The sequence below is a fragment of the Dysosmobacter acutus genome, assembly GCF_018919205.1.
Classification (GTDB): domain Bacteria; phylum Bacillota; class Clostridia; order Oscillospirales; family Oscillospiraceae; genus Oscillibacter; species Oscillibacter acutus.
On record NZ_JAHLQN010000001.1, the window covers coordinates 1,680,459 to 1,706,361 of the forward strand.

Annotated in this window: 23 protein-coding genes and 1 other RNA gene; 19 read left to right on the plus strand and 5 right to left on the minus strand. The window is 60.2% G+C overall.

The features are described from left to right. Window positions 1-3: 3 nt before the first annotated feature. From KQI82_RS08095 to KQI82_RS08105, 3 genes are all read right to left on the minus strand, one after another. Window positions 4-1,566 carry a peptidylprolyl isomerase gene (locus KQI82_RS08095; protein WP_216632300.1) on the minus strand — a complete coding sequence of 521 codons (1,563 nt, stop codon included), beginning with the start codon at window positions 1,564-1,566 and terminating at the stop codon, window positions 4-6. 182 nt (window positions 1,567-1,748) lie between these two features. Next, window positions 1,749-1,950, minus strand: a non-coding RNA gene (gene ssrS, locus KQI82_RS08100) — 6S RNA. A gap of 63 nt (window positions 1,951-2,013) precedes the next feature. After that, a complete protein-coding gene (locus KQI82_RS08105) occupies window positions 2,014-2,319 on the minus strand; it encodes a DUF1292 domain-containing protein (protein ID WP_216632301.1) in 306 nt (101 codons plus the stop codon). 209 nt (window positions 2,320-2,528) lie between these two features. Here KQI82_RS08105 and KQI82_RS08110 point away from each other — a divergent pair, with 209 nt between their 5' ends. Continuing rightward, a complete protein-coding gene (locus KQI82_RS08110; RefSeq protein WP_216632302.1) occupies window positions 2,529-5,057 on the plus strand; it encodes a transglycosylase domain-containing protein in 2,529 nt (842 codons plus the stop codon). Window positions 5,058-5,124: 67 nt separating this feature from the next. Here KQI82_RS08110 and ytvI read toward each other — a convergent pair whose 3' ends face one another. Next, entirely contained in the window at window positions 5,125-6,189 is a 1,065-nt protein-coding gene (gene ytvI / locus KQI82_RS08115; protein WP_216632303.1) for a sporulation integral membrane protein YtvI, read from the minus strand. Between the two features lie 136 nt (window positions 6,190-6,325). On the opposite strand from ytvI, the gene KQI82_RS08120 reads away from it, so the two are divergent. From KQI82_RS08120 to KQI82_RS08135, 4 genes are all read left to right on the plus strand, one after another. Then, the gene (locus KQI82_RS08120; protein ID WP_187331967.1) at window positions 6,326-6,766 is read left to right on the plus strand and encodes an ACT domain-containing protein; all 441 of its coding nucleotides are present in this window, start codon (window positions 6,326-6,328) and stop codon (window positions 6,764-6,766) included. Between the two features lie 21 nt (window positions 6,767-6,787). Then, window positions 6,788-7,984, plus strand: coding sequence for a homoserine dehydrogenase (locus tag KQI82_RS08125; RefSeq protein ID WP_216632304.1), 1,197 nt, complete (start codon window positions 6,788-6,790; stop codon window positions 7,982-7,984). A 68-nt stretch (window positions 7,985-8,052) separates the two neighbouring features. Then, window positions 8,053-9,264 carry an aspartate kinase gene (locus tag KQI82_RS08130; protein WP_216632305.1) on the plus strand — a complete coding sequence of 404 codons (1,212 nt, stop codon included), beginning with the start codon at window positions 8,053-8,055 and terminating at the stop codon, window positions 9,262-9,264. Window positions 9,265-9,348: 84 nt separating this feature from the next. Further along, a complete protein-coding gene (locus KQI82_RS08135; protein WP_216632306.1) occupies window positions 9,349-9,837 on the plus strand; it encodes a hypothetical protein in 489 nt (162 codons plus the stop codon). A gap of 33 nt (window positions 9,838-9,870) precedes the next feature. Here KQI82_RS08135 and KQI82_RS08140 read toward each other — a convergent pair whose 3' ends face one another. After that, window positions 9,871-10,443, minus strand: coding sequence for an epoxyqueuosine reductase QueH (locus KQI82_RS08140; protein ID WP_216632307.1), 573 nt, complete (start codon window positions 10,441-10,443; stop codon window positions 9,871-9,873). 234 nt (window positions 10,444-10,677) lie between these two features. On the opposite strand from KQI82_RS08140, the gene KQI82_RS08145 reads away from it, so the two are divergent. The 14 genes from KQI82_RS08145 (at window position 10,678) to KQI82_RS08210 (ending at window position 25,826) form a co-directional block, all read left to right on the plus strand. After that, window positions 10,678-13,596 (plus strand): acyl-CoA dehydratase activase, encoded by a 2,919-nt coding sequence (locus tag KQI82_RS08145; RefSeq protein ID WP_216632308.1) that lies wholly within the window; start codon window positions 10,678-10,680, stop codon window positions 13,594-13,596. Window position 13,597: 1 nt separating this feature from the next. Next, the gene (locus KQI82_RS08150; RefSeq protein ID WP_216632309.1) at window positions 13,598-14,935 is read left to right on the plus strand and encodes a 2-hydroxyacyl-CoA dehydratase; all 1,338 of its coding nucleotides are present in this window, start codon (window positions 13,598-13,600) and stop codon (window positions 14,933-14,935) included. Window positions 14,936-15,124: 189 nt separating this feature from the next. Further along, window positions 15,125-15,988: a class I SAM-dependent methyltransferase gene (locus KQI82_RS08155; RefSeq protein WP_216632310.1), complete on the plus strand. Its 864-nt coding sequence runs from the start codon at window positions 15,125-15,127 to the stop codon at window positions 15,986-15,988. Window positions 15,989-16,019: 31 nt separating this feature from the next. Next, entirely contained in the window at window positions 16,020-16,880 is an 861-nt protein-coding gene (locus KQI82_RS08160) for an energy-coupling factor transporter ATPase (protein WP_216632311.1), read from the plus strand. A 2-nt stretch (window positions 16,881-16,882) separates the two neighbouring features. Then, window positions 16,883-17,749, plus strand: coding sequence for an energy-coupling factor transporter ATPase (locus tag KQI82_RS08165; RefSeq protein ID WP_420908103.1), 867 nt, complete (start codon window positions 16,883-16,885; stop codon window positions 17,747-17,749). Further along, a complete protein-coding gene (locus tag KQI82_RS08170; protein WP_216632313.1) occupies window positions 17,743-18,546 on the plus strand; it encodes an energy-coupling factor transporter transmembrane component T family protein in 804 nt (267 codons plus the stop codon). The genes KQI82_RS08165 and KQI82_RS08170 overlap by 7 nt, the downstream gene beginning before the upstream one ends. Window positions 18,547-18,548: 2 nt before the next feature. Then, on the plus strand, window positions 18,549-19,304 hold the full coding sequence (truA, locus tag KQI82_RS08175) for a tRNA pseudouridine(38-40) synthase TruA (RefSeq protein WP_216632314.1): 756 nt from the start codon (window positions 18,549-18,551) through the stop codon (window positions 19,302-19,304). After that, window positions 19,297-20,433, plus strand: a complete 1,137-nt coding sequence (locus KQI82_RS08180; RefSeq protein ID WP_216632315.1) for a DUF5711 family protein — start codon at window positions 19,297-19,299, stop codon at window positions 20,431-20,433. Before truA ends, KQI82_RS08180 begins: the two co-directional genes overlap by 8 nt. A 48-nt stretch (window positions 20,434-20,481) precedes the next feature. Then, the gene (locus KQI82_RS08185) at window positions 20,482-21,195 is read left to right on the plus strand and encodes a CvpA family protein (RefSeq protein ID WP_216632316.1); all 714 of its coding nucleotides are present in this window, start codon (window positions 20,482-20,484) and stop codon (window positions 21,193-21,195) included. 39 nt (window positions 21,196-21,234) lie between these two features. Further along, window positions 21,235-23,547: an ATP-dependent Clp protease ATP-binding subunit gene (locus KQI82_RS08190; RefSeq protein ID WP_216632317.1), complete on the plus strand. Its 2,313-nt coding sequence runs from the start codon at window positions 21,235-21,237 to the stop codon at window positions 23,545-23,547. Between the two features lie 15 nt (window positions 23,548-23,562). Then, window positions 23,563-23,772: a hypothetical protein gene (locus tag KQI82_RS08195; RefSeq protein WP_216632318.1), complete on the plus strand. Its 210-nt coding sequence runs from the start codon at window positions 23,563-23,565 to the stop codon at window positions 23,770-23,772. Window positions 23,773-23,832: 60 nt separating this feature from the next. Next, window positions 23,833-24,654, plus strand: coding sequence for a 4Fe-4S binding protein (locus tag KQI82_RS08200; protein WP_216632319.1), 822 nt, complete (start codon window positions 23,833-23,835; stop codon window positions 24,652-24,654). A gap of 27 nt (window positions 24,655-24,681) precedes the next feature. Continuing rightward, window positions 24,682-25,221 (plus strand): GNAT family N-acetyltransferase, encoded by a 540-nt coding sequence (locus KQI82_RS08205; protein WP_216632320.1) that lies wholly within the window; start codon window positions 24,682-24,684, stop codon window positions 25,219-25,221. A 200-nt stretch (window positions 25,222-25,421) separates the two neighbouring features. Further along, window positions 25,422-25,826, plus strand: coding sequence for a P-loop domain-containing protein (locus tag KQI82_RS08210; RefSeq protein WP_216632321.1), 405 nt, complete (start codon window positions 25,422-25,424; stop codon window positions 25,824-25,826). The last annotated feature ends 77 nt before the right edge of the window (window positions 25,827-25,903 follow it).

Genomic DNA, 25,903 nt, shown 5'->3' on the forward strand with positions numbered 1-25,903 from the left:
GAATCAACCAACGTATTGCAGGCCCAACTTTGAGGTGGTGGCCTCATAGCCGGAGGTGACTTCCTCGTACCATGTGTTGTAATCCTTGGTACGCAGGGTGTTTTCCACCTGCACCTGCCAGTAAGGGGCGTCCTGTCCCACAAAATACATGATGTGGCAGCCATAGTCGGTTTCCACGATGCCGGTGTCGCCAGTCTTGCGGTTCTCGTCGAAGCACCAGTCGTTGAAGGAGGCGACCATCTGTCCCTTGTAGACCTGCTCATAGAGGCCGCCGTTGGTGTTGGAACCGGGGTCGGAGGACTGCTCATTGGCCAGTTCGGCAAAGGAGTCCTCGGTGGCCGCGCCGTCCTTCCACGCCTGGTACAGGCTTTCCGCTTGGCTCTTGGCCTGAGCTTTCAGGCGCTCCACATCGGCGTCGTATCCCTCGTCGGACTCAGCCAGCTGGGAGGCTTCGGTCTGGATCAGAATGTGGCGGACGTCCACAGTGCTGTAGTCATGACGGCTGCGGGAGTGGAAGAGCGCCACATAGTAGCCGGTGTCGGCCTCAAGGACAGTGACGTCTCCCTCTTTGCGGGAGATGTCGAACAGCCACTCCTGGGCGGCCGCGGGAGCGGAGGAGTAAGTGGACTCCTCTGCAAAATTGTAGCTCAGGTCCTCATTTGCAGCGGACTGGGCCTCCAGGGTCTCGCCGGACTGGAAGGCGGTGAGCACGCCGTCGGCGGCGGTCTTGGCCTCCGCCATGGCGGCCGCGGTCATCTCATCGGTGACCTCCACGTCGTTGCCGTCGGCGTCTTTGGTGGGCACGGAGCCGCTGACGTAAATGCTCTCGTAGTTCACCACATCGTAGTTCTGCCGGTTGACCTCATATTCGGCCTTCAGGTCGTCCGGAGTGTAGGAGAGCTGGTTGTTCTGATAGTCGCTGGAGAATGCGGAGGCAATGATGGCCAGGCGGACCTGCTCTTTGTAGAGGTCCATGGTCATCTTTTCGCCGTACATGGCCTGCAGGTAGGTTTCGGCCGTATAGGAGGTGGTGTTGTTGGTGTTGAACTCCTCCACAAAGGCGGCCAGGTCATCCAAATTGGTCTGGACCTGCTGATCCAGATCATCCACCGTAAACCCTTCCGCCTCGGCCTTGTCGGCCAGGGCGTGGACGGAGGACATGGTTGCCAGGCCCTGGTCCACAAAATACTCATGCCAGGTCTGCCCCTCGCTGAAGGCGGACTGCTGGGCCTTCAGTGACTGGGTGGGGTCCAGGCCGATATAGGAGATATAGTCGCCGTACTGATTGAGGAAGCTGTTGTAGGCGTTGACATAGTAGTAATTGACTTCCTCGGCCTTGTATTTTTCGCCGTGAATGGTGGCCGCGGCGACGGTGTTTTGCAGCACGCCGGACTTGACCACGAGGACAATCAAAGCCACCACCGCAAAGAGCACGCCGATGGTGGCGTACAGGATGTTGGACCGCTTTTCCTGCCTGCGGTTTTCCGCCTCCCGGGCGGTGCGGGGGTCGTTGAAACCGGTGCCCTCCTGGCCCTGCCGGTTTTTCTTCTCTCGTGAAGCGCTCATTTCATTCAATCCTCTCAATAGTATTGCAAACCAAACTTTGTTAAATTACAAAATGCAGTTGTTATTATACTGGATGCCGGCGCATTCTGCAAGTCCCAATTATAGGCCGGCTTGCTGAAACATACCTGAAACAACTCAAAAAGGAGCCGGCCAACTGGCCGGCTCCCTGACGTTTGCTTGATCCAAGCCCCGCCGCGGCCGTGCAGACCCCGCTATAACCTGCACCTTTACCGGCAGGTGGGTTGCCTCCAGCCTGGTTCACTGCTTCCAACTTCCGGCCGCAGACAGCAGCCGGGAGGCCTGCAATCCGCAGACTGATCTGGCATCCCTTATAACGAAATGTGGGTTATAAAAAATGATCTGACACGTACCGCGCAGGGCAACTTTAAGATAGCACGTTTTCCGTCAACATGCAATCAGTTTTTGGAGAAAAGGCGCTTCAGCTTTTTAGGAATCTTCTTCCTCGTCTTCCAGCAGCTGCTCCATAAACAGCTCGTAAACCCGGTCCAGTTCCGCGTCGTCATCCAGGGTGGAGAGAAGCTCCTCACCGTTTTCCAGCACGGATTTCAAAATGACAAGGCCGTAGTCCTCGGCGTTTTCCACCTGCTCCGGGTCCTGCTCATCCGCCACCACGGGGAAAAAGGCCATATAGGTCTGGCCGTTATGCTCCAGCGCGTCCACATACTCCAGTTCGATTTCGTTGCCGTCCTCGTCGGTCAGGGTGATAAAATTGGGTCCAAACTCCTCGCTCATGGGCTGATCCTCCTTCATAAAGGTAAGGGTAGTGTATCCTGTTTGGCGGCAAAAAGCAAGCGGAAGGAGAAAAAAGCCGTTTTCAGAAAAAACCTGGAACATTTTCCAGCAAAAATGCGTCATTTTAGAAGTTGACATCGGTGTTATAATAAAACTTATCTTGGAGTTTTTTACTCCATGAATTTTGGAAGAAAGGGAGGTGCCCTGTCATGGATCATGAACATCAGGAGCGTCAGCCGGCTCAGCGGCGCAGACGCCGTAAAAAGCAGAGCACCGGAAAACGGATTGCGAAGATCATCGGTACACTGATGCTGGTCTTTGTCCTGACCTGCTGCTTCTTTGCGGGAATTTTTATGACCTATGTGAATACCACGCTGTCCAAGGAAGCCTCCTTGGACATGAGTGAATTCACCAGCGACCAGACCTCTTTCATCTATTATATGGACAGGGATTCCGGCCAGTGGGAGGAGCTGCAGATTCTCAAGAGCGAGGTCAACCGCATCGAGGTGACCATCGACAAGATTCCGAAAAATTTGCAGGATGCCTGCGTCGCCATTGAGGACGCCCGCTTCTATACCCACAACGGCGTGGACTGGAAGCGGACTGCCGGCGCGGTGGTCAACATGTTTTTCGGTATGCGGGATACCTTCGGCGGCTCCACCATCACTCAGCAGCTGATCAAGAACCTGACCGGCGACAAAGAGGGAACCGTCAAGCGCAAGGTGACGGAGATTTTCCGGGCCCTGGACCTGGAGAAGCGGTACGAGAAGAGCGAAATCCTGGAGATGTACCTCAACGAAATCTTCCTTGGATACAACTGCTATGGCGTACAGTCGGCTTCCCAGTACTATTTCGGCAAGGACGTGTCGGCGCTCTCCCTGGCGGAGTGCGCCAGCCTGATCGGCATCACCAACAACCCCTGGGTATATGACCCCCTGCGCAATGAGAAGAGCCTGGCCAACAACCAGAGCCGTAAGGAGACCATCCTGTACGAGATGCAGGACCAGGGCTACATCACCCAGGAGGAGTACGACAGCGCCATGGCGGAGAAGGTGGTCTTCACCGAGGACGCCACGGAGCCGGAGGATGATTCCGACGGCGTGAAGTACAACTCCTACTTTGTGGATCAGGTGATCCGGGATGTGTCCGCGGATCTTGCTGAAAAGTTAGACATTTCGGAGAAGGCGGCCACGCATCAGCTCTATTACAACGGCTATAAGATCTACACCACCATCGATCCGGAGATCCAGTCCATTGCCGAGTCCGTGTTTGAGGACCGCTCCAACGCGGACTACACGTCGCGCAAAGGACAGCCGCTTCACTCAGCCATCACCATTGTGGAGCCCACCACCGGAAACGTGGTGGCCATGGTGGGCGATGTGGGGGCGAAAGAGGGCGATCTGGTGTGGAACTGGGCCACCACGGTGCGCCAGTGCGGCTCCTCCATCAAGCCTATTGCCTCTTATGCGCCGGCCCTGGATTCCGGTGTCATCACCATGGCCTCTGTCCTTGACAACTCGCCGGTGCAGCTGCTCAATGGAAATCCCTGGCCCAAGAACTCCAACGGAACTTACACCGGATTGATGACGCTGAGCGCCGCCGTGGCCGGTTCCGTCAACGCCGTGGCGGTCCGGGTCAACCAGATGTTAGGCGTGTCCAACTCCTACTCCTTCCTTGAGAACAACCTGGGCATCACCACACTGGTGGACGACGACCTGAATCTGTCGGCCCTGGGCCTGGGCGGATTGACCTATGGCGTCACCACGGAGCAGATGGCCGCCGCCTTTGCCTCCTTTGCCAATGACGGCGTCTACAACAAGCCCCGGCTGTATACGGAGGTCCGGGATTCCTCGGACGAGCTGGTTCTGGAGAATCCCCAGGAGTCCCAGGTGGCTATGAAGGAGACCACGGCCTACTTTATGAACAAGCTGCTCAAGGGGGTTGTCAGCGGCGGAACCGGCGGCGGCGCCTACTTCCCCGGAATGACCATCGCCGGAAAGACCGGCACCACCTCCGACAACTACGACCGGTATTTCGTAGGCTACACGCCCTATTACAGCGCCGCCGTCTGGTGCGGCTATAAGGAGAATGAGAAGATCGTCTCCAGCGTCAACCCCTCCGCGGCCCTGTGGCGCAAGGTCATGAGCAAGGTCCATGAGGGCCTTTCCAACAAGGACTTCTCCAAGCCAAGCAGCGGTCTTGTGACGGTGCAGGTCTGCAAGGACAGCGGCCTTTTGGCCACAGACGCCTGCGCCCACGACATCCGGGGTGAGAGCCGGGTTCAGTCGGTGGAGGTGGCAAAGGGAACCGAGCCTACGGAAACCTGCAGCCTCCACACGGAAATTCAGTACTGCACAGAGGGAAAGTGCATTGCCGGTGAGTATTGCCCGGAGGATACGGTGACCACCGTGTCCGTCCTGGACTACACCCGTGACAGCTTCGGCGCCTCTGTGGCGGACACGCCCTATCTTCTGGGCACGCTGGAGGCCGCCGCGGAAGAGGCCAAGGCCGCCTCGGGCACTACCTGCACCGTTCACACCACAGCTCCCGAGCCGCCTCCGGAAGAGGGAGGCGAACCCGGCGGAGATCCTGGCGGCAGCGGCGGCGAGGGAGAGAACCCCGGCGGCAGCGGCTCCGGCAGCAGCTCCGGTGGAAATACAGACAGCCCGGAGGGGGGAGGGGACAACTGGTTTGACGAGTTCTGGGGTCCCTCAGAGCCTTCCGAGCCCATCCAGTGACGCGATTGACTCCATCCGATTTCAACCAAAAGAGGAGACCTCCCACGGGAGGCCTCCTCTTTGTCTTTTATTTCCACAAATGCAGCCAGCCGGAGTCCTGAAGCTGCTTGAGCAGCAGCAGCAAAAACGGGAAGAAAATCATCCCCGCAAGACCAAGGGAGCGGTAGCCAAGATACATGGCCGCCAGGGCGGCAATAGGGGGCAGTCCGGCCTGAGAGGCCATGAGCTTCGGCTCCATGAAGCTGTGGACCAGGAGGATCACCGCATAGAGGGCCAGCAATCCGACACCCCGGGGAACGGCACCGCTCAAAAAACAGAACAGCCCCCACGGCAGCAGCACCGTGCCCACCCCTAAGATGGGCAGGGCGTCGATCACCGCCGTCAGCACGGCCATCAGCAGCGCGTAGTCCACCCTCAGCAGTAAAAAACCGGCCAGCAGCTGAACAAAGGTCAGGAGGATCAGTATGCACTCCGCCCGCAGCCAGCGGCTCAGCGTGACCAGCACGCTCTTTTTTACGCCCCGGGCCGAAGGGCGCCACCGCTCGGGCAGCTGGCGCACGATGAAAGCGCGGATTTGAGGATAGCGGCTGGTGGTGTAGAAGACGGCCAGCACGGTGGTCACAAGGAACAGAACCAGGTCCGGCAGCTTTTCCGCGCAGGCGGAGAGAAGGTCCAGCAGCTCCTGGGACAGGCGGGTGGCGGCCTGGGGCGCCTGACTTGCCACGGCCTCCGGCAGGGTGCGCAGCCAGTTTTGCATCCCTTCCGGGCAGGCCGCGCAAAACCGCTCCAATTTTTGTTCCCACCCGGCCAGCACATTTGGCAGCGGCGCCATCAAAGAGGGCAGCTGCTGTAAAAAGCCGTAGGCTTCCTCTGCCAGGGTGGTGAAGCCCCGGATCAGCAGGAAGAGCGCCAGCCCCAACAGGAGGAGCGTCAGACTGGCGGATGAAAATCCACGCTGAAACCCAAAGCGCCGGCGCAGCCACTGCACCGCCGGCTCCAGGCAGGCGGCAATGGCCAGGGCCAGCACAAACGGCAGCATCCAGGGGAGAAAATACCGAAAGGCCAGATAGAAGAGCGCGATCCCGGCAGACGCGCACCCGATCCACAGCAAAAAGGAAATCTGACGGTTCATAGAGGCTCCTCTCCGGTTCATAAATTTCCTGAGAAAGAAACTGTCGAAATTTGGATAAAATTTTGCTTGCCCATTGCGGACAGATGTGTTATGATGATGAACATTCAAAGACAAATGCCTATAGGAGGTGGACACCATGAGTATTCAGATCAAATATTACCTGGTGGCGGCGGACGCGCTGCCTGAGATTTTCATCAAGGTGGCCGAGGCCAAGCGCATGATGCAGACAGGGGAGGCGGATACGGTGGGCGCGGCCACCCGGCAGGTGGGCATCAGCCGCAGCGCGTTCTACAAATATAAGGATGCGGTGCAGCCCTTCAACGACATGAAGGCCGGGCGGATCATCACCTTTTACGCCATGCTGAAGGACAACACGGGCGTTTTGTCCAGCGTCCTGTCTATTTTTGCCAACTCGGGGGCAAATATACTGACCATCAATCAGAGCATTCCCACCAACGGGTGCGCCGCCGTGACCATCTCCGCGGAGACCTCCGACATGGAGGAGACGCTGGAGGCGCTGATCGCGGAGGTCTCCTCCGCGCCCGGAGTGGTGAAATTTGAAATTCTGGCCGGATAACCGGATAAGGAGAGAGCAGAAATGATTCAGATCGCGATTATGGGATTTGGCACGGTGGGCGGCGGCGTGGCCGAGGTGCTTTCCCGCAACGGCATGCAGATTGCCCAGAAGTTGGGGGAGGAGGTGGCCGTCAAGACCATCCTGGTGCGCCGCTTTAAGGACGGTTCCTACCGTTCGCTGATGACCGACGACTTTTCCCGGATTGAAGACGACCCGGACCTCTCCGTGGTGGTGGAAACCATCGGCGGCGTGGACGCGGCCTATGACTACACCCGCCGGGCCCTTGAGGCGGGAAAGCACGTGGTCACCGCCAACAAGCAGCTGGTGGCCGAACGGGGCGCGGAACTGCTGAGGATAGCCGAGGAGAAGAATGTGAACTATCTCTTTGAGGCCAGCGTGGGCGGGGGCATTCCCATCCTGCGCCCTCTGAGCCAGTGCATGGCCGCCAACCAGATTGAAGAGGTCTACGGCATCCTCAACGGGACCACCAACTACATCCTCACCCGCATGGTCCACACCGGCGCCTTTTTCACCGACGCGCTGCGGGAGGCTCAGGCTAAGGGCTACGCGGAGGCGGACCCTACCGCCGACATCGAGGGCATCGACGCCGGGCGGAAGACCTGCATTCTGGCGGATTTGGCCTTTGGCCAGCAGGTGCTGCCGGCGAGCGTGCCCATGGAGGGAATCTCCCGGCTTTCGCTGCGGGATGTGAAGGTGGCAGAGCGGGCCGGATACCGGATCAAACTCTTAGGCCGCGCCATGCGGTTGCCCGACGGCAGCCGCACCGCCTATGTGGCGCCCCATCTGATTCCCGAGGATGTGCCCATCGCCACGGTGGAGGACGTGTTCAACGCCATCGTGGTCAAGGGCAATGCCACCGGCGAGGTGATGTTCTACGGCCGGGGCGCGGGCGCCCTGCCCACGGCCTCCGCCGTGGTGGCCGATGTGATCGACGCGCTGCAGCACCGGGAAAAACGGAAGGAGATCGGCTGGTCTGAAAACGGCGCCGGCTTTGTGGGGCCGGAGACGCTGCCCATGCGCTTTTACTTCCGCATCGACGGCAGTCTGACCGACGCCGCCCTGGCATTTGGCCAGGTGGAGGTGCTGTCGGAGGATGGCGAAACCGCGTTTCTGACCGAACCCATCCCCGGCATCGAAGCGGCCAGCCGGGCAAAGAATCTGAACGTGCTGTCCAAATTCCGGGTGCTTGACACCTGAGGTGCCGGATACAACTATAATGGTATGAAACCGCCCCAGCGGTGAGTACTTGTAAAGAGGGGAAAACAATGAGTTTAATTGTCCAGAAATTCGGGGGCAGCTCCGTCCGGGACGCCCAGCGGATTTTTCATGTTGCCGACATTATCGCGGAGACCTACAGGGCCGGCAACGATGTGATCGTTGTGCTGTCCGCCCAGGGCGACACCACTGATGAGCTGATCAGCAAGGCCAATGAGATCAATCCTCACGCCTCAAAACGGGAGATGGATATGCTGCTGTCCACCGGGGAGCAGATATCCGTCGCTCTGTGCGCCATGGCATTGGAGAAAATCGGCGTGCCGGCGGTCTCCCTGGCCGCGTGGCAGGTGGGGATTCAAAGCAACAGCGTCCACAGCGACGCGCGGGTCAAGCGCATTGACGAAGAGCGCGTCCGGGGAGAGCTGAACCAGCGCAGGGTGGTGCTGGTGGCCGGATTCCAGGCGGTGAACAAGAACGGTGACGTCACCACCTTGGGCCGGGGCGGCAGCGACACCAGCGCCGTGGCGCTGGCGGCGTCGTTCCAGGCCGACCTGTGCCAGATCTATACCGACGTGGATGGAATCTACACCTGCGATCCAAGGATTGTGCCCAACGCCCGGAAATTGGAGGCCATTACTTACGACGAGATGCTGGAGCTGGCGTCTCAGGGGGCCCAGGTGCTGCACAACCGCAGCGTGGAACTGGCCAAGAAGTACCATGTGAATCTGGAGGTCCTCTCCAGCTTGGAAAAGAAGCCGGGCACAAAAGTCAAGGAGGTCGTCAAAATGGAAAAAACCAATATCGCCGGTGTGGCGAAGGATACAAGCGTGGCCCGGGTGGCGCTGGTGGGCCTGCAGCACAATCCCGGCGTGGCCTTCCAGGTCTTCTCCCTTTTGGGCAAGGCAAACATCAACGTGGACGTCATCATCCAGTCCATCGGCCGGGGCGACACCAAGGACATCAGCTTCACGGTTCACAAAAAGGACCTGGAGGATGCCCAGCAGGTGTTGGAGGACAACAAGGATGTGCTGAAGTTCGATCACGTGGCGGTGGACGACAAGATCGGCAAGGTGTCCATCGTGGGCGCGGGCATGATGTCCAACGCCGGCGTGGCCGCCAAGATGTTCGAGGCGCTTTACGAGGCGGGTATCAACATCCAGATGATCAACACCTCGGAAATCCGGGTCTCCGTGCTGATCGACGAGAATGATGTGGACCGGGCCGTCCGCGCCGTCCATGCCAAGTTCTTCGACGAAGTTTAAACGCAAAAAGCCGGTCTCATTCCGAGACCGGCTTTTGTTCTCTTTTTCCCAATTGCGCATAAGGATAGGACGAGGTGATCCGAATTGAAACAGGTTTCGTTCTACCGGTTCTGCATCGGCTTTCTGGCCGCAATTTTTCTGGGAGTGATCTTTGCCTGCCTGCAGTCCAACTGGCCCTGCTGGCTGACCAACCTGTTCGCGCCCGTATGCGGCAGCCCATGGGAACAGAGCAAGCTGGCGTTCTGGCCCATCTTAGGCGGAATGGCCATTGCAAGAGTGTCCACAAAGGAAAAGGGCGGAGCAGAGCTGCCCATGCTGGTGCTGACGCCGATTGCACTGTGCCTTGCACTGTGGCTGACCCAGTCTCACGGCAGCTACTTCCTGCTTCTTTGGGTGGTGGCCCTGGCGGCGGGATGGGCTCTTTCCGGACGCGGCTGCAAGGGGAGGCAGGTGTGGCTGCTTCTTGCGGCGGCAATGGCGGCGGCCTATGTGCTCTTCACGTTTCTGCCGCCCATGGCGGGGCCGTTTCTGGACCCAAGCGATGTGGCGGCCTTGGCCACAATCCCCTGCTGAAAAAAGGAGGCTTCCGGTCGGAAGCCTCCTTTTTTATTCCGCGGCGCCGCCAAAGCGGTCCCGGTCCCGCTGGATCTGCTTTTGATAGCGGTCCTCCTCGGAGAAGACGCAGCCGCAGTATTTCTGCATATAGAGGCCGATCTCCCGGGCCTTGGCCTGGCCCTGGCGAAAGCCGGGACGGAAATCCCGGTAGAGGAAGTGAACGCCGTACCGCGCCGCCATCTCTTCGGCGACGGCGGCGATGCGCTCATGCTGCTGATAGGGGGAGATGAGCAGCGTGGTGGTGAAGGCGGAGAAGCCGCGCTCCGACGCGCAGCGGGCCGCCTCCTCCATGCGGCAGGCGTAGCACCAGCCGCAGCGGTGGGGGATGTCACTGGCCACATGGACCACAAAGTCCCGCAGACCGTACTCCTCCCGGACGATCAGCTCCATGCCGATGGAGGACGCATAGTCCGTCAGGGTATCCCGCCGGGCTTTATACTCCTGCCAGGGATGGATGTTGGGGTTGTACCAAAAGGCGGTGGGTTCAATGCCCTCCTGCCGCAGAGAGTCGACGCAGAAGACGGAGCAGGGGGCACAGCAGCAGTGCAGCAGAATGGATTCCATATCCGTGGCCTCAATTCGTGAAGAGATTAGTCGGTATTTCCGCTCTGCGGTTATTATAACACGGCTTGCCTGACCCGGCAAGCGGCCGGTCCCAGTAAAGAATCCGTTAAGAAATCGCGCTGGAGGGCTCTGCTAAACATTTCCGGCAGTTTGCCCATTGAATCTTTGGAGAAAGTCCGCTAAAATGAGGACGTAATGCGAATCCTTCGCATTTTTATCAAAGGAGGCTATTCCTTGAAAGTTGGATTGGACGTCGGATCCACTACCATCAAATGTGTGGTTCTGGATGATTCCGACCGAATCATATATCATACATACGAACGACATTTCTCCCATATTCTGGAAAAGTCGGAGGCGCTTTTGCATCACGTCGCAAAGCAGTATCTCCGCGGGCAGAGCGCGCTGTTTGCAATCTCCGGCTCCGCCGGGATGGGGCTTGCGGACTCCTGCGGCATCTCGTTCGTACAGGAGGTTTTCGCCACCCGCGTGGCGGCGAACCGGCTGGCGCCCGGCACCGATGTGGTGATCGAGTTGGGCGGCGAGGACGCCAAAATCCTCTTTCTGACCGGCGGCATGGAGGTGCGCATGAACGGCAGCTGCGCCGGAGGCACCGGGGCGTTCATCGACCAGATGGCCACGCTGCTGAAGATGAGTGCCGAGGATATGAACCTGGCCGCGGCCAGGGCCGAAAAGACCTATACCATTGCAAGCCGCTGCGGCGTATTTGCCAAAAGCGACATTCAGCCACTGATCAACCAGGGAGCCCGGTCGGAGGACATTGCCGCCAGCATCTACCAGGCGGTGGTGAACCAGACCATTGCCGGGCTGGCCCAGGGCCGGCCCATCCAGGGGAACGTGTTGTATTTAGGCGGTCCGCTGACCTTCAGCCAGGTGCTGCGGGAGGATTTCGACGCCACGCTTGGAGTGGAGGGAAGCTGCCCGGAGAACAGCCTGCTCTACGTTGCACTGGGCGCTGCCTTCTACGCGGACACGGCCTATGACCTGGAACTGCTGGCCCGGAGGCTGAGCGGGGTCAATGCCACGGCCCACTATGTGAGCCAGTCGCCGCTTTTTCAAAACCAGGCTGAATACGACGAATTTGCGGCCCGGCATGCCAGGGCCACGGTGCCTCACGCGCCCTTTGACGAGACATGCGGACCGGTGCACATCGGCATCGACTCCGGTTCCACCACGGTGAAGATCGTGGTGATCGATGAGAAGGATCATATCCTTTTCAGCGACTACCGCCCCAATTTGGGCAACCCCATCCCCCTGATCCGCACCGTTTTGCAGCAGATTTATCAGGAGCACCCCAATTTGCAGGTGGCCAGCGTTACCACCACCGGATACGGCGAGGAACTGGCCCAACATGCCTTTCACGCCGATTGCGGCGTGGTGGAAACGGTGGCTCATTTTACTGCCGCCCGCCACTTTATGCCGGATGTGGACTTCATCATCGACATCGGCGGACAGGATATGAAGTGCTTTCAGATCGAGGATGGGGCCATCAGCAACATCTTTCTCAACGAGGCCTGCTCCTCCGGCTGCGGCAGCTTTCTCCAGACCTTTGCCCAGACGCTGGGGTATGACGTGAAGGAGTTTGCCAAGCTGGGCCTTTTTGCCGACCGGCCCGTGGACCTTGGCAGCCGCTGCACCGTATTTATGAACTCCAGCGTGAAGCAGGCACAAAAGGACGGCGCCACGGTGGAGAATATCTCGGCGGGCCTCTCCATCAGTGTGGTGAAAAACGCGCTCTACAAGGTGATTCGGGCCTCCTCGCCCGAGGAACTGGGCCGCAACATCGTGGTCCAGGGCGGCACCTTTTACAACGAGGCCGTTCTCCGCGCCTTTGAAAAGGAGATGGGGGTGGAGGTGATCCGCCCGGACATCGCCGGACTGATGGGCGCCTTCGGCGCGGCCCTCCATGGAAAAAAGAAGTCTGTGCCGGGAAAGAGAAGCACGCTGCTCTCCGCCCGGGAATTGGAGCATTTCACCCAGGAAACCCGCTCCGTTCAGTGCAGGGGCTGCGGCAACCACTGCCAGCTGACGGTGAACCTCTTTTCCGACGGGAAGAAGCTGGTCAGCGGCAACCGGTGCGACCGGCCCGTCACCGGAGAGGCCGACTCCGGGGAGTGGAACCTCTATGCGTATAAGCGGCAGCTGATAGATCAGTACCAGCCGGTTCCCGGCTTCCGGGGCAGGATCGGGCTTCCGCTGGTGTTGAACTTCTATGAGCTGCTGCCCTTCTGGCACACATTTTTCACAAAGCTGGGCTTTGAGGTACACGTCAGCCCCGTCTCCTCCCGGAAGCTGTATCTGGAGGGGCAGGCCACCATCCCAAGCGACACCGCCTGCTTCCCCGCCAAGCTGGCCCACGGGCACATCAAGGCGCTGTCCCGGATGGAGTTGGACGCCATCTTCTATCCCTGCATGACCTACAACCTGGACGAGGGACTGGGCGACAACCACTACAACTGTCCGGTGGTGGCCTACTATCCGGAGGTGATCGCCGGCAATTGCCCGGAACTGTCCGGCACCCGGTTCATCTATGACTATGTGGGTATCCACCGGCCCAAGGACTTCCCCGTACACATGACGGGGATTCTGGCCAAGTACTTTGACGGCATCTCCCTTCAGGAGGTGCGGCACGCGGCCGACGATGCCTATGAGGAATACCGCCGCCACATGGAGCAGGTCCGCCGGCGGGGAAGTGAGATTATTGACAGGGCCAGGGAGGAGCGCCGGCCGATCATTGTCCTGGCCGGGCGGCCCTACCACGTGGACCCGGAGGTAAACCACGGCATCGACACGCTGCTCACCCGCTATGGGGCGGCGGTGGTGACGGAGGACTCCGTCTCCTGTCTGGTGGAGAAATTCCCAACCTCGGTGCTGAATCAGTGGACCTACCACTCCAGGCTCTATGCGGCCGCCAGGTACTGCTGTACACAGAGGGATATGAACCTGGTGCAGCTGGTGAGCTTCGGCTGCGGCGTGGATGCCATCACCACCGATGAGACCCGGGAGATTCTCCAGGCCGGCGGCAAGCTCTACACCCAGCTGAAAATTGACGAAATCACAAACTTAGGGGCTGTGAACATCCGTCTGCGGAGTTTGTTCGCGGCTCTGGACGAACAAGAAGAAAGGGAGGGATGAGATGGATTATCCCAAGTTCACCCCGGAGATGAAGAAGACACACACCATTCTCATCCCCAACATGGCGGTGACGCAGTTCACCATTTTAAAGGCCGTGTTGGATCACGAGGGGTATAAAAGCGAAATCCTGGGCAACTGCGGAAGCGAGGTTGCCCAGCTGGGGCTGAAGTACGTGCACAACGACACCTGCTATCCGGCGCTGCTGGTGATCGGACAGTTCTTAGACGCGCTGAACTCCGGAAAGTACGACCTGGACCACACGGCGCTGCTGATCACCCAGACCGGCGGCGGGTGCCGGGCCTCCAACTACATCCACCTGCTGCGCAAGGCGCTGGACCGGGCGGGCTACGGCCAGATTCCCGTGGCCAGCCTGAACTTCTCGGGCCTTGAGAAGGACAGCGGCTTCCAGATGACGCTGCCGCTGATCCGCCAGCTCATCGCCGCCGTGTTCTACGGAGATATGCTGGTGGCCCTGCGCTCCCAGACAGCACCCTATGAAACGCAGAAGGGCGCGGCGGAGGCCATGACCCAAAGGTGGCTGGATCGCATCTGCGCCGACATCCGCCGGGGGAAGGGCTATTCCTTCCGGGCCATGAAGCGCACCATGCCCCGGATCGCCGCCGAGTTCGCATCCATTCCCGTGGACCGCTCCGTCCCCAAGGTCAAGGTTGGCGTAGTGGGTGAGATCTACGTGAAGTACTCGCCCCTTGGCAACAACGACCTGGAGCAGTTCCTGGCCTCTCAGGACTGCGAGGTCAACCTGCCGGGGCTGATGGGATTTTTGCAATACTGTATCTACAACCTGTCCGAGACGGCAAGGCTCTACGGCGGGAAGTGGGTGGAACAGCACCTGTCCGGCTGGCTGCTGCGCCTCCTTGCCGGACCGGAGAAGGCTATGGCCGATGCGCTGCGAAAAAACGGCTACCATGCGCCGCTGCCCTTTGTGGAGCTGGTGCGCCAGGCCGACGGCATCATCGGTACCGGCGATAAAATGGGCGAGGGCTGGCTGCTCACGGCGGAGATGGTGGAGCTTGTCCGCTCGGGCTATGAGAACATCGTCTGCGCCCAGCCATTCGGGTGCCTCCCCAACCACATCTGCGGCAAGGGCATGGTCAGCAAAATCCGCGCCCTGTACCCTGAGGCCAACATCACGCCCATAGACTACGACCCCAGCGCCACCCGGGTCAACCAGGAGAATCGGATCAAGCTGATGCTTGCCGTGGCCCGGGAGCGGCTTCCCCAGAAGGAGGCCGCGGAGTCCGGCGGCTCACCGGCTCCGGAGACCAGAGGGCACAAAGCAAAAGTGCTGCTGACCTCCAAAGGCGCGGCCTGTATTTGAAGCATCGCTTAACCGGGGAGGAATCTTCCAGAAAAAGGAAGGTTTCTCCCCGGTCCTTTTTTGTGAACGACCTGTAAATAAAGTGAAAGCGGTTGACGGGGCAAACAGAACAGAGGTATAATAAAATGATTTGTTATACGAACCGGCCCGCCGCGATCGGGCGCGGACGGAAAGCGGAGGGAAGCGAACATGTGGATTGCGGACAAATGGCAGGACTATGAGCTGCTGGACTGCGGCGGAGGCGAAAAGTTAGAGCGCTGGGGCAGGCAGATTCTGGTGCGGCCGGATCCGCAGGCCATTTGGGAGACGCCTCACAAAAATCCCAACTGGCGCAGGGCCAATGCCCGGTATCTGCGCTCCGCCACCGGCGGCGGCCACTGGGAGAAACGGAACCTGCCGGAGCAGTGGAGCGCCCGGTATGGAGAGCTGACCTTCCAGATCAAACCCATGAATTTCAAGCACACGGGCCTCTTTCCCGAGCAGGCGGTGAACTGGGACTTTGCCATGGAAAAAATCCGCTCCGCCGGCCGTCCCATTCGAGTGTTGAATCTCTTTGCCTACACAGGCGGCGCCACCGTGGCCTGCGCGGCGGCGGGCGCGTCGGTGTGCCATGTGGACGCGGCCAAGGGCATGGTTTCCTGGGCCAGGGAGAACGCCCGCGCCTCCGGCCTGGAGGAGGCCCCCATCCGGTGGATTGTGGACGACTGCGCCAAATTCGTGGAGCGGGAAATCCGCCGGGGCAAGACCTACGACGCCATCATCATGGACCCGCCCTCCTATGGCCGTGGCCCTTCCGGCGAGGTCTGGAAGTTGGAGGACAACCTCTACGAGTTTGTGAAGCTGTGCGCCGGGGTGCTGTCGGACAAGCCCCTTTTTGTGCTGATCAACTCCTACACCACCGGCCTGGCCCCGTCTGTATTAGGATATCTGCTCAGCCTGCTGGTGGGGCAGAAGTACGGCGGCCGCTGCGAGTGGGACGAGTTGGGACTGCCCGTCACCGAGACGGGGCTGTGGCTGCCCTGCGGTGCCACCGGCCGCTGGATGAGCGAATAGCAATTCTTTCATGGAGAAAGTGGAATAAGTTATGTCAACTATGATCCAAACGGAACAGCTTGCATATTCCTACCCGGCGGAGGAGGGGCACAAGCGCGCCGCCGCCCTCCACGGGATTGACCTGAGCATAGAGAAGGGGAGCTTTGTGGCGGTCCTGGGCCACAACGGCTCCGGAAAGTCCACCCTGGCCAAGCACTTCAACGCCATCCTGCTGCCCTCCGGCGGCAGGGTGTGGGTGGCGGGCCGCGACACCATGGATGAGTCCGCCCTGCTGGAGATCCGCCGCCGGGTGGGGATGGTGTTTCAAAACCCGGACAACCAGATAGTGGCCAATGTGGTGGAGGAGGACGTGGCCTTTGCTCCCGAGAACATGGGCGTTCCCACGGAGGAGATCCGCCATCGGGTGGACAGCGCCCTGCGCGCGGTGGGAATGAGCGAATTTGCCCGCCACGCGCCCCACCTTCTCTCCGGCGGCCAGAAACAGCGCATCGCCATTGCCGGAGTCATCGCCATGGAGCCGGAGTGTATTGTGCTGGATGAGTCCACGGCCATGCTGGATCCCATCGGCCGGCAGGAGGTGCTCTCCACCGTTCACCGTCTGAACAGGGAGAAGGGAATCACCATTGTGCTCATCACCCACCACATGAACGAGGCGGCGGAGGCCGACCGGGTGGTGGTCATGTCCGACGGGAAAGTGGAAATGGACGGTACGCCAAGGGAGGTCTTTGTTCAGGTGCAGAGGCTCCATGAGCTTGGACTGACCGTGCCGGACACGGTAGAGCTTTTATATGAGCTGAAACAGGACGGAGTGGAGGTGGCGCTGGACGCCCTCTCCGTGGAAGAATGCGCGGACGCTGTCATCCAGGCGCTGCCGGAAGGGAAGGGAAGATGACAGTGGAGCCGATACTGCAAGTGGAACACCTGGTGCACACCTACAGCGAGGGGACGCCCTTTTGCCGCAGCGCGGTGCAGGATATGTCCTTTTCGGTGCGCCGGGGCGAATTTTTGGGCGTCATCGGGCACACCGGGTCCGGGAAGTCCACGCTGATCCAGCATTTGAACGGGCTGCTGAAGCCCACCTCCGGCCGGATTCTCATGGACGGGAAGGATATCTGGGCGGAGCCCAAGAAAATCCGGGACGTGCGGTTCCGGGTGGGACTGGTGTTTCAGTACCCGGAGTACCAGCTCTTTGAGGAGACGGTCTATAAGGACATTGCCTTCGGTCCCACCAACATGGGGAAAACACCGGAGGAGGTGGACCGGTGCGTCCGGGAGGCCGCGGCCTTTGCGGGCGTCTCCGAGCAGCAGCTGAACCAGTCGCCCTTTGATCTCTCCGGCGGCCAGAAGCGCCGGGTGGCCATTGCCGGAGTCATCGCCATGGATCCGGAGGTGCTGATCCTGGACGAACCCTCGGCCGGCCTCGATCCGCAGGGGCGGGAGCGCCTGCTCTCCAACATCCGGGCCTATCACGCCGCCAAGGGCAATACGGTGATCCTGGTCAGCCACAGCATGGACGAGATTGCCCGGAACGTGGACCGCATCCTGGTGCTGAAGGATGCCAAGGTCCTGATGCAGGGCACGCCAAGAGAGGTGTTCGCCCGGGCGGAGGAGTTGGAGTCCGCGGGACTCAATGTGCCCCAAGTGACGAAGATCGCCCGGGCCCTCCACCGGCGGGGCCTGCCCATTGACCCGGCGGTCTACACGGTGGAGGAGCTTCGCCGGGCGATTCTGGCGCTGAGGGGAGGCGGAGGCGTATGCTGAAAGACATCACCCTGGGCCAGTACTTCCCGGGAGATACCATTGCCCACCGGCTGGACCCCCGCACCAAGCTGATTTTGGTGGTGCTCTATATCGTGGGGCTGTTCTGCGCCAAAAGCGTGGTGACCTATGCCATGATGATGGCCGCGCTGCTTCTGTGCGTCAAAGTGTCCAAAGTGGGCGCCAGAGCCCTGTTCCGGGGGTTAAAGCCGGTGCTGCTGATCATCGCCTTCACGGCGGTGCTGAATCTGTTCTTCACCTCCGGAGACACTCTGGTGCAGTGGTGGGTGTTCCGCATCACAAAGCAGGGGCTTCAGATGGCGGTGTTCATGGTGCTGCGCATCACCATGCTCATCATGGGCACCTTCCTCCTGACCTACACCACCAGCCCCATCACCCTGACGGACGGGCTGGAGAGCCTGATGAACCCCCTGAAAAAGCTCCGGCTGCCGGTGCATGAGCTCTCCATGATGATGTCCATCGCCCTGCGCTTCATCCCCACTCTCATCGAGGAGACGGATAAAATCATGTCCGCACAGAAGGCCCGGGGCGCGGACTTTGAAAGCGGAAACCTGCTCCAGCGGGCCAAGGCCATGATCCCACTGCTGGTACCCCTGTTCATCAGCGCCTTCCGCCGGGCGGACGAGCTGGCGGTGGCCATGGAGTGCCGCTGCTACCACGGCGGAGAGGGCCGTACCAAGCTCCGCGTGCTGCGCTACAGGGCGGCGGATTACCTTGTGATCATGGGAGGACTGATTTTGACAACAGCAGTGATTTTGCTGGGTAGAATGGGTTATTGAGCATGAGAAACATTGCCTTAAAGCTGATGTACAACGGCACGGCCTACCATGGCTGGCAGGTGCAGAAAAACGACGTCACCGTCTGCGGCACCCTGGAGAGGGCCATTGCCAAGGTCTGCGGTGGGAGGGTCCACCTCACCGGCTGCGGCCGCACCGACGCCGGCGTGCACGCCGAGTGCTATGTGGCCAATTTCCGCACGGAGTCCCGCATCCCGGTGGACCGCCTGCCCTTTGCCGTCAACACCCACACCCCGGAGGACATTGTGGTGAGGGAGGCCCTGGAGGTGCCGGAGGAGTTCAACGCCATCGGCTCGTGCCTGAAAAAGGAGTATACCTACCGGATCTACAACTCCCGGATCAAAAATCCATTTTACGTAAACCGCGCCTATTTTTATCCAAAGCATCTGGACGAGGAGTTCCTGAACCGGGCGGCCCGGGCGTTTGAAGGGACGCACGACTTTGCGGCGGTGCGCTCCGTGGGCACGGATGTGAGGAGCACGGTGCGGACAATTTACTATTGTTATGTCACCCGGCAGTCGGACCTTCTGGAACTGAAGGTCTGCGCCAACGGTTTTTTGTATAATATGGTACGAGCCATCACAGGCACGGTGCTCTATGCGGCGGAGGGCAAGCTGACGCCGGAGGACATCCCGCTGATTCTGGAGCGGGGTGAGCGGACGGCGGCCGGCCCCACGGTTCCGCCGGGGGGACTGTACCTGACAAAACTTTGGTATGAGGATGAACGGCTCAATGGATGAGAAGAAAAAGACTCAAGGGCGGCTGCGCCGCTTTTTGATTTTCCTCCTGACGCTAATTGTGGTTTTGGCCGTCGTTTTGGTGGCGGCCTACCGGGACGGCACCGGCTTTGACGTGCTGCGCCGCTATTTCTCCTATGGAACCTCCGAGGGGTCCGGCGCGGTTCCCTTTACTTATGACGCCAGTACCTCCAACCGCTTTGCCCCCATGGGCGGCGGATTGGCCATGGTGTCCGCCACTGCCGCACAGGTGATGACCGCCAAGGAGAGCTGCACCCAGGAGGTTAAGATGACCCATCCTGCGATAGATGTGGGCAAGGACCACATGGTGGCCTACGACATCGGCGGTACCAGCCTCTACGTGCTCAGCGCCCAGGAGACGATGCTGGAGCTGAAGGCGGAGGCGGAGGAGCCCTTCCTCAGCGCAAATCTCAACGGCTCCGACTACCTGGCGGTGACATCGGAGAAAAGGGGGTACAAGGGGAGCGTCAGCGTCTATGACCCCAGCGGCGAGCTGCTGTTTTCCTTCCACTCCTCCGACCGCTTTGTGACGGACGGCTATGTGCTGGAAAACTGCAGGAGTGTGGCTGTGGTGACGCTGGGCCAGAAGGACAGCACCTTCCTCAGCACTGTGGTGATCTATCCCCTGGATTCAGAGGAGCCCTCCGGCAGCTATACCATCTCCGACGGAATGGTGCTGGCCATGGGCGGCGTCAACGGCCGGCTGGCCACGGTATCCGATACCCAGCTGACCTTTGCCGACGAGAGCGGCGGCGTGAAGGGGACGTATTCCTATGGCGGCGGCTATTTGAGGGAATATGACCTGGGCGGCGGCGATTTTGTGCCGCTGCTGCTGAACCGCTACAAAGCCGGCAGCGTGGGACGGCTGGTGACGGTGTCGAACTCCGGGGAAGAGATCGCGTCGTTAGACGTGAATGACGAGGTGTTCAACCTCTCCGCCGCGGGCAGGTATGTGGCTGTGCTCTATGCCGACCGGCTGGTGATCTACACCGAGGAGCTCCAGGAGTACGCCATTTTGATGGACACCTCCAGCGCAAGAGACGTGCTGGTTCGCCCGGACGGCTCCGCGCTGCTGCTGGAGTCGGAGAAGGCTACGCTGTTCCTTCCCTGATATTCCCCGCCCTGCCGGAAAGAGGCAGGCTTTGAAAGGTAGGCAAGAATGAATCAAGCTGTTATAATAGACCTGTGTCTGCTGGCAGTGCTGCTGTGCGCCTTTTTCATGGGCGCCCGCAGGGGGCTGTTCCGCTCCCTGGCCGGCCTGGTGGTGATCGTGGTGTCGCTGGTGTGCGCCACGCTGCTGGCCAACGTGCTGACGGAGCCGGTGATGGAGATTTTCCATCCCATGCTGGAGGCAAAGTTAGAGCAGAAGGTGGACCGGGTGATGGACGGAGGAGCTGCCGCCACTGACGGCGGCGTCACCATGCCGGAGAGCGGGCCTGATCCCATTTGGGAGCAGGCACGGCAGCTGCTCCAGGCTCTGGGGATGGGGGATCACCAGGCGGGGTCCCTTGCGGACCGGGTCCAGGAGAAGGTGCGGGACACCGGTATGGAGATCGCCTCCGCTGTGGGGGAGAGTCTGCTGTATTCCATCATACATGGGATTTTGTTTGTGTTGTCCTTTGTGGTGGTGCTGTTCGCGCTGCGGCTTGTGGTCGCGGCCACGGACCTGGCGCTGAAGCTGCCGGGGCTCCATTTCCTCAACAGCGCCGGCGGGGGACTTTTGGGCATGGGAGAGGGATTTTTACTCCTGTTTTTAGCGGTTTGGGCGCTGGAGCAGTTTGGAGTGAGTTTTTCCAAGGAGTTGGTGGAGTCCACCTATCTGCTGGAACTGTTTGTGACAAAGAGTCCTCTGGACTTGCTGTCATCTCTATAGGGCGGACTGTGGCCGCCAATGTAAATCTGGAGGTCGATTATGCAACCTACACTTTGTTCAAGATGTAAGAAAAACGTGGCCGTGGTCTTTATTTCCAAGTTAGAAGAGGGCAAAACGGTGAACGAGGGGCTCTGCCTCAAGTGCGCCAAGGAACTGGGGCTGCCCCAGGTGGACGACATGATGAAGCGCATGGGCATCTCCGACGAGGACCTGGAGAACATCAACTCCGAGATGCTCCAGGCCTTTGGCGGCGCTGAAAACGCGGAGGACCTGCCTGACGGGGACGACGAGGAGGAAGAGGAGGGCAAGACCGCCACGTTCCCCTTCCTGAACCGTCTCTTCTCCAACGAGTCCGGCTCCTCCGCCAACTCCTCGCCCGCCGGCGGCGAGGGCGAGGAAACCGGCCGCCGGGAAAAGGAGCGCAAGGGCGATAAAAAGCGTAAGTATCTGGAGAGCTACTGCATCAGCCTGAGTCAAAAGGCCATAGACGGGAAGCTGGACAATATCGTGGGCCGTGAGCAGGAGATCGAGCGGGTGATCCAGATTCTGAACCGCCGCCAGAAGAACAACCCCTGCCTCATCGGCGAGCCCGGCGTGGGCAAGACCGCCATTGCCGAGGGGCTTGCCCAGCGGATTGCCGGCGGCAGCGTGCCCTTCAAGCTCCAGGGGAAGGAGGTCTATCTCCTGGACCTCACCGCCCTGGTGGCGGGCACCCAGTTCCGGGGCCAGTTCGAAAGCCGGATGAAGGGCCTGATCGACGAGGTCAAGCGGCTGGGCAACATCATTCTGGTCATCGACGAGGTGCACAACATCGTGGGGGCCGGCGACGCGGAGGGCAGCATGAATGCCGCCAATATTTTAAAGCCCGCTCTCAGCCGCGGCGAAATCCAGGTCATCGGCGCCACCACCTTCACCGAATACCGCAAGAGCATTGAGAAGGACACCGCCCTGGAGCGGCGCTTTCAGCCCGTGACGGTGAACGAGCCCAACCTGGAGGACACGCTGAAAATTCTCAAGGGCATTGCCCACTATTATGAGTCCTATCACGGCGTGAAAATCCCGGATGGGATTTTGCGCCAGGCGGTGGTGCTCAGCGAGCGCTATATCACCGACCGCTTCCTGCCGGACAAGGCCATTGACCTCATTGACGAGGCCTGCTCGGACCTGAATTTGAAGGACCCGTCCATCTCACGCCGGATGATGGCCCAGCGCGAGATGGACGACTATGAAAAAGAGCGGGCCATGCTGGAGGAGAAAGAGGAGAAGACCAACAGCGACTACGAGCGCCTGGCCTACCTCAAGAGCAAGGAACTGAAGCTGAAGACCGAGTTGGATGAGCTGTGCGCCAAGGGCGATCCCAAGCTCTCCATGGAGAACCTGGCCCATGTCATCGAGCTGTGGACCAAGATTCCGGCCTCCCGTATCCGGGAGGAGGAGTTCCGCCGCCTGGCGGAGCTGGAGGGCCGGCTGAAGGCCCATATCATCGGTCAGGACGAGGCCATTGCCGCCGTTGCCGCGGCGGTTCGCCGCAACCGGGTGGGCATTTCCCCCAAGCATAAGCCGGTCTCCTTCATCTTTGTGGGCTCCACCGGCGTGGGCAAGACGGAGTTGGTCAAACAGCTGGCCGACGACCTGTTCAATACCCCGGACGCCCTGATCCGGCTGGATATGTCTGAGTTTATGGAGAAGCACTCCGTCTCCCGCATCGTGGGTTCGCCGCCCGGCTATGTGGGCTACGACGAGGCCGGCCAGCTGACGGAAAAAATCCGCCGCAAGCCCTACGCGGTGATTCTCTTTGACGAGATTGAAAAGGCTCATCCCGATGTGCTGAACATTCTTTTACAGATTTTGGACGACGGCGAGATCACCGACGCCCACGGCAGGAAGGTCAACTTTGAGAACACGGTGATCGTCATGACCTCCAACGCCGGAAGCGATAAAAAAGAGGGTACCGTCGGCTTTGACCGCACCCGCAACGACCAGGGCAGGGACCGGGCGCTGAAGGCGCTGGGCCAGTTCCTGCGGCCAGAGTTTATTAACCGGGTGGACGAAATCGTCTACTTCAACCAGCTGACGGAGGAGAATTTCCGATCCATCGCCCGCATTATGTTGGGAGAACTGACGGACTCCCTGAAGGAGAAGGGCATTGCCCTCAGCTGCGACGACGCGCTGGTGGATTGGCTGACCCACAAATCCTACTCCCTGGCCTACGGCGCAAGAAATCTGCGCCGCACCATCCAAAAGGAGTTGGAGGACCCCATGGCCATGGCCATTATTCAGAGCTACGAGTCCCCGGTGACGCAGATCAGAGCCACTGTGGAGGACAATGCCGTCAAGCTGTACACGCTTTAAAAGGGGGAATGCCGCGTGCTGTTTCGCAAGGATATCGAACCCTGCTGCATTTACTGTAAAAAGGGAAGCCCCATCAGTGAAAAAGAGGTGGCATGCCTGAAAAAGGGCATCGTGCCATCTGAAGGCCACTGCCGGGCCTTCCGGTACGACCCCCTGAAGCGGGTGCCGCCCCGCCCTGCGGCACTGGACACCGGCAAGCTGAAGCAGGAGGATTTTTCGCTGTAGGGGCGTGCCCGCTGCCGCGCTCCGCTCTGAGCGCGAACTGAGAGAAAAGGGGAAATCAAGATGAAGATGGAAAAAGTCTGGGCTGTCTACTGGAGCGCCACGCTAACCACGGAGAAAGTGGTATCCGCCATGGCGGAGGAGGCGTCAAAGCGCCTGAATCTGCCGCTGGAGAAGATCGATTTTACGCTTCCCCGCATGCGGGAGAAGGTGTTTTCCTTCCGGGAGACGGATTTGGTGTTTTTCGGAACGCCCACCTATGCGGGCAAGGTGCCCAACAAGGTGCTGCCCTTTGTTCAGAGCCAATTTGTGGGAAACGGAGCTTTGGCGGTGAGCGTGGTGCTCTTTGGCAACCGCAGCTTTGACAACTCCCTGGCGGAGCTTTCTTTCGAGCTGGAGAACCACGGTTTCCACACGGTGGCGGCGGCCGCCTTTGTGGGCCAGCACGCCTTTTCCGACGTCCTGGCCGCCGGCCGGCCGGCTGAGGCGGATTTGCGCCAGGCGGCGGACTTTGCCTCGCAGGTCGCCGACAAGGTGAGCGGCCTCACCGCCCTTCCCGGGCCGATCCAGGTGCCCGGCGACCCGGCGGCGCCCTACTATGTGCCCATGGGCGTGGACGGCCAGAGCGCCAAATTCCTGAAGGCCAAGCCCAAGACCGATCCCGGCAGGTGCGTCTCCTGCGGACTCTGCGCCAGCATCTGTCCCATGGGCGCCATCGATCCGGCGGATGTGTCCAACGTGCCGGGGCTATGCATCAAGTGCCACGCCTGCATCAAGCGCTGCCCCACCCACGCCAAGTACTTAGATGACCCGGCCTTCCTCTCCCACAAGGCCATGCTGGAGCAAACCTTCTCAGAGGCGAAGGAGAACAGGGTGATCCTGTGAGATTTCTATCAAAAAGGAGAGGACCGTATGGAAATCAGCATCCGGATGGCGACGGCGGAGGACGCTGAGGCCCTTGTGGCCATTTACGCCCCCTATGTGGAGCAGACGGCCATCAGCTTTGAGTACGAGGTGCCTGCGGCAGCGGAGTTTGCCGGCCGGATTCAAAAGACGTTGGAGCGCTACCCCTACCTGGTGGCGGAGCGGGACGGAAAGCCGATGGGCTACGCTTACGCCTCCGCCTTCCATGACCGGGCCGCCTACAGCTGGGCGGTGGAATGCTCCGTCTATGTGGAGCAGGGCTGCCGGCGCGGCGGTGTGGGCAGGCGGCTCTACCAAACCTTGGAGGAGCTGCTGGCGCGGCAGAATGTCCTCAACGTCTATGCCTGCATCGCCTATCCCAACCCGGGCAGCATTGCCTTCCATCAGCACATGGGCTACCGGACCATCGGCCACTTCACTCAGTGCGGCTATAAGTTGGGCCGCTGGTGGGACATGGTTTGGATGGAGAAGATGCTGGCCGGCCACCCGGAGTGTCCGGAGCCGCTGCTGCCTGTCGGAACACTGTGATATAAAAATAGGGAAAAGCGCCATTTTACGCCATAGCCGCTCCGCGGACATGGCTGAAGCTTTGGCCGCGTCCACAGTGGCGCATGGGTGTTTATTGCGGTGATACAAAAAAGAAGCGGGACTTCCCGCTTCTTTTTTATGGATTGCGGATGCCATTTCCACCGCTTTCGCATAGCTTGGAGAGAGAGGAGGAAAGATGCATGTCAATTCGTTTTTTCCTCGGCGCAAACAGCGGCGAGGGATTCCAGAGCCTATACCCGCAGATGCTGGATCTGCACGAAACCCACGATTTCCTGATTTTAAAGGGCGGCCCGGGGGCGGGCAAGTCCACATTTATGAAGCGGATCGCCCAGGCGGCCGAACAGGCCGGCACCCCGGTGGAGTACATCTACTGTTCCGGAGACCCGGATTCCCTGGACGCGGTTTTGCTGCCGGAGTGCCGCACCGCCATTGCGGACGGCACATCCCCCCACGGGAGAGCAACGAAAGGACACAGCGTCCGAAAGAGGTGCCGCCGGCTTTGCCGGGCCCAGGTCAGAGACAATTCGGACAGGCTTCCCTTTGGGCGTGCTTCCCGCAGATTAGGAAGACATCACCCGGGCTGAGGCCGCCGGCCCGCCCGTTCGGGAGAAGGAAAACACAAATCGGAGCTTGCCCAACGGCGGCGGAAGGGTGTATCCTA

Coding starts and splice junctions, on each gene's coding strand:
- KQI82_RS08095 (WP_216632300.1), bottom strand. CDS start 1,566: ATGAGCGCTTCACGAGAGAAGAAAAACCGGCAGGGCCAGGAGGGCACC.
- KQI82_RS08105 (WP_216632301.1), bottom strand. CDS start 2,319: ATGAGCGAGGAGTTTGGACCCAATTTTATCACCCTGACCGACGAGGAC.
- KQI82_RS08110 (WP_216632302.1), top strand. CDS start 2,529: ATGGATCATGAACATCAGGAGCGTCAGCCGGCTCAGCGGCGCAGACGC.
- ytvI (WP_216632303.1), bottom strand. CDS start 6,189: ATGAACCGTCAGATTTCCTTTTTGCTGTGGATCGGGTGCGCGTCTGCC.
- KQI82_RS08120 (WP_187331967.1), top strand. CDS start 6,326: ATGAGTATTCAGATCAAATATTACCTGGTGGCGGCGGACGCGCTGCCT.
- KQI82_RS08125 (WP_216632304.1), top strand. CDS start 6,788: ATGATTCAGATCGCGATTATGGGATTTGGCACGGTGGGCGGCGGCGTG.
- KQI82_RS08130 (WP_216632305.1), top strand. CDS start 8,053: ATGAGTTTAATTGTCCAGAAATTCGGGGGCAGCTCCGTCCGGGACGCC.
- KQI82_RS08140 (WP_216632307.1), bottom strand. CDS start 10,443: ATGGAATCCATTCTGCTGCACTGCTGCTGTGCCCCCTGCTCCGTCTTC.
- KQI82_RS08150 (WP_216632309.1), top strand. CDS start 13,598: ATGGATTATCCCAAGTTCACCCCGGAGATGAAGAAGACACACACCATT.
- KQI82_RS08155 (WP_216632310.1), top strand. CDS start 15,125: ATGTGGATTGCGGACAAATGGCAGGACTATGAGCTGCTGGACTGCGGC.
- KQI82_RS08160 (WP_216632311.1), top strand. CDS start 16,020: ATGTCAACTATGATCCAAACGGAACAGCTTGCATATTCCTACCCGGCG.
- KQI82_RS08170 (WP_216632313.1), top strand. CDS start 17,743: ATGCTGAAAGACATCACCCTGGGCCAGTACTTCCCGGGAGATACCATT.
- truA (WP_216632314.1), top strand. CDS start 18,549: ATGAGAAACATTGCCTTAAAGCTGATGTACAACGGCACGGCCTACCAT.
- KQI82_RS08180 (WP_216632315.1), top strand. CDS start 19,297: ATGGATGAGAAGAAAAAGACTCAAGGGCGGCTGCGCCGCTTTTTGATT.
- KQI82_RS08185 (WP_216632316.1), top strand. CDS start 20,482: ATGAATCAAGCTGTTATAATAGACCTGTGTCTGCTGGCAGTGCTGCTG.
- KQI82_RS08190 (WP_216632317.1), top strand. CDS start 21,235: ATGCAACCTACACTTTGTTCAAGATGTAAGAAAAACGTGGCCGTGGTC.
- KQI82_RS08200 (WP_216632319.1), top strand. CDS start 23,833: ATGAAGATGGAAAAAGTCTGGGCTGTCTACTGGAGCGCCACGCTAACC.
- KQI82_RS08205 (WP_216632320.1), top strand. CDS start 24,682: ATGGAAATCAGCATCCGGATGGCGACGGCGGAGGACGCTGAGGCCCTT.
- KQI82_RS08210 (WP_216632321.1), top strand. CDS start 25,422: ATGTCAATTCGTTTTTTCCTCGGCGCAAACAGCGGCGAGGGATTCCAG.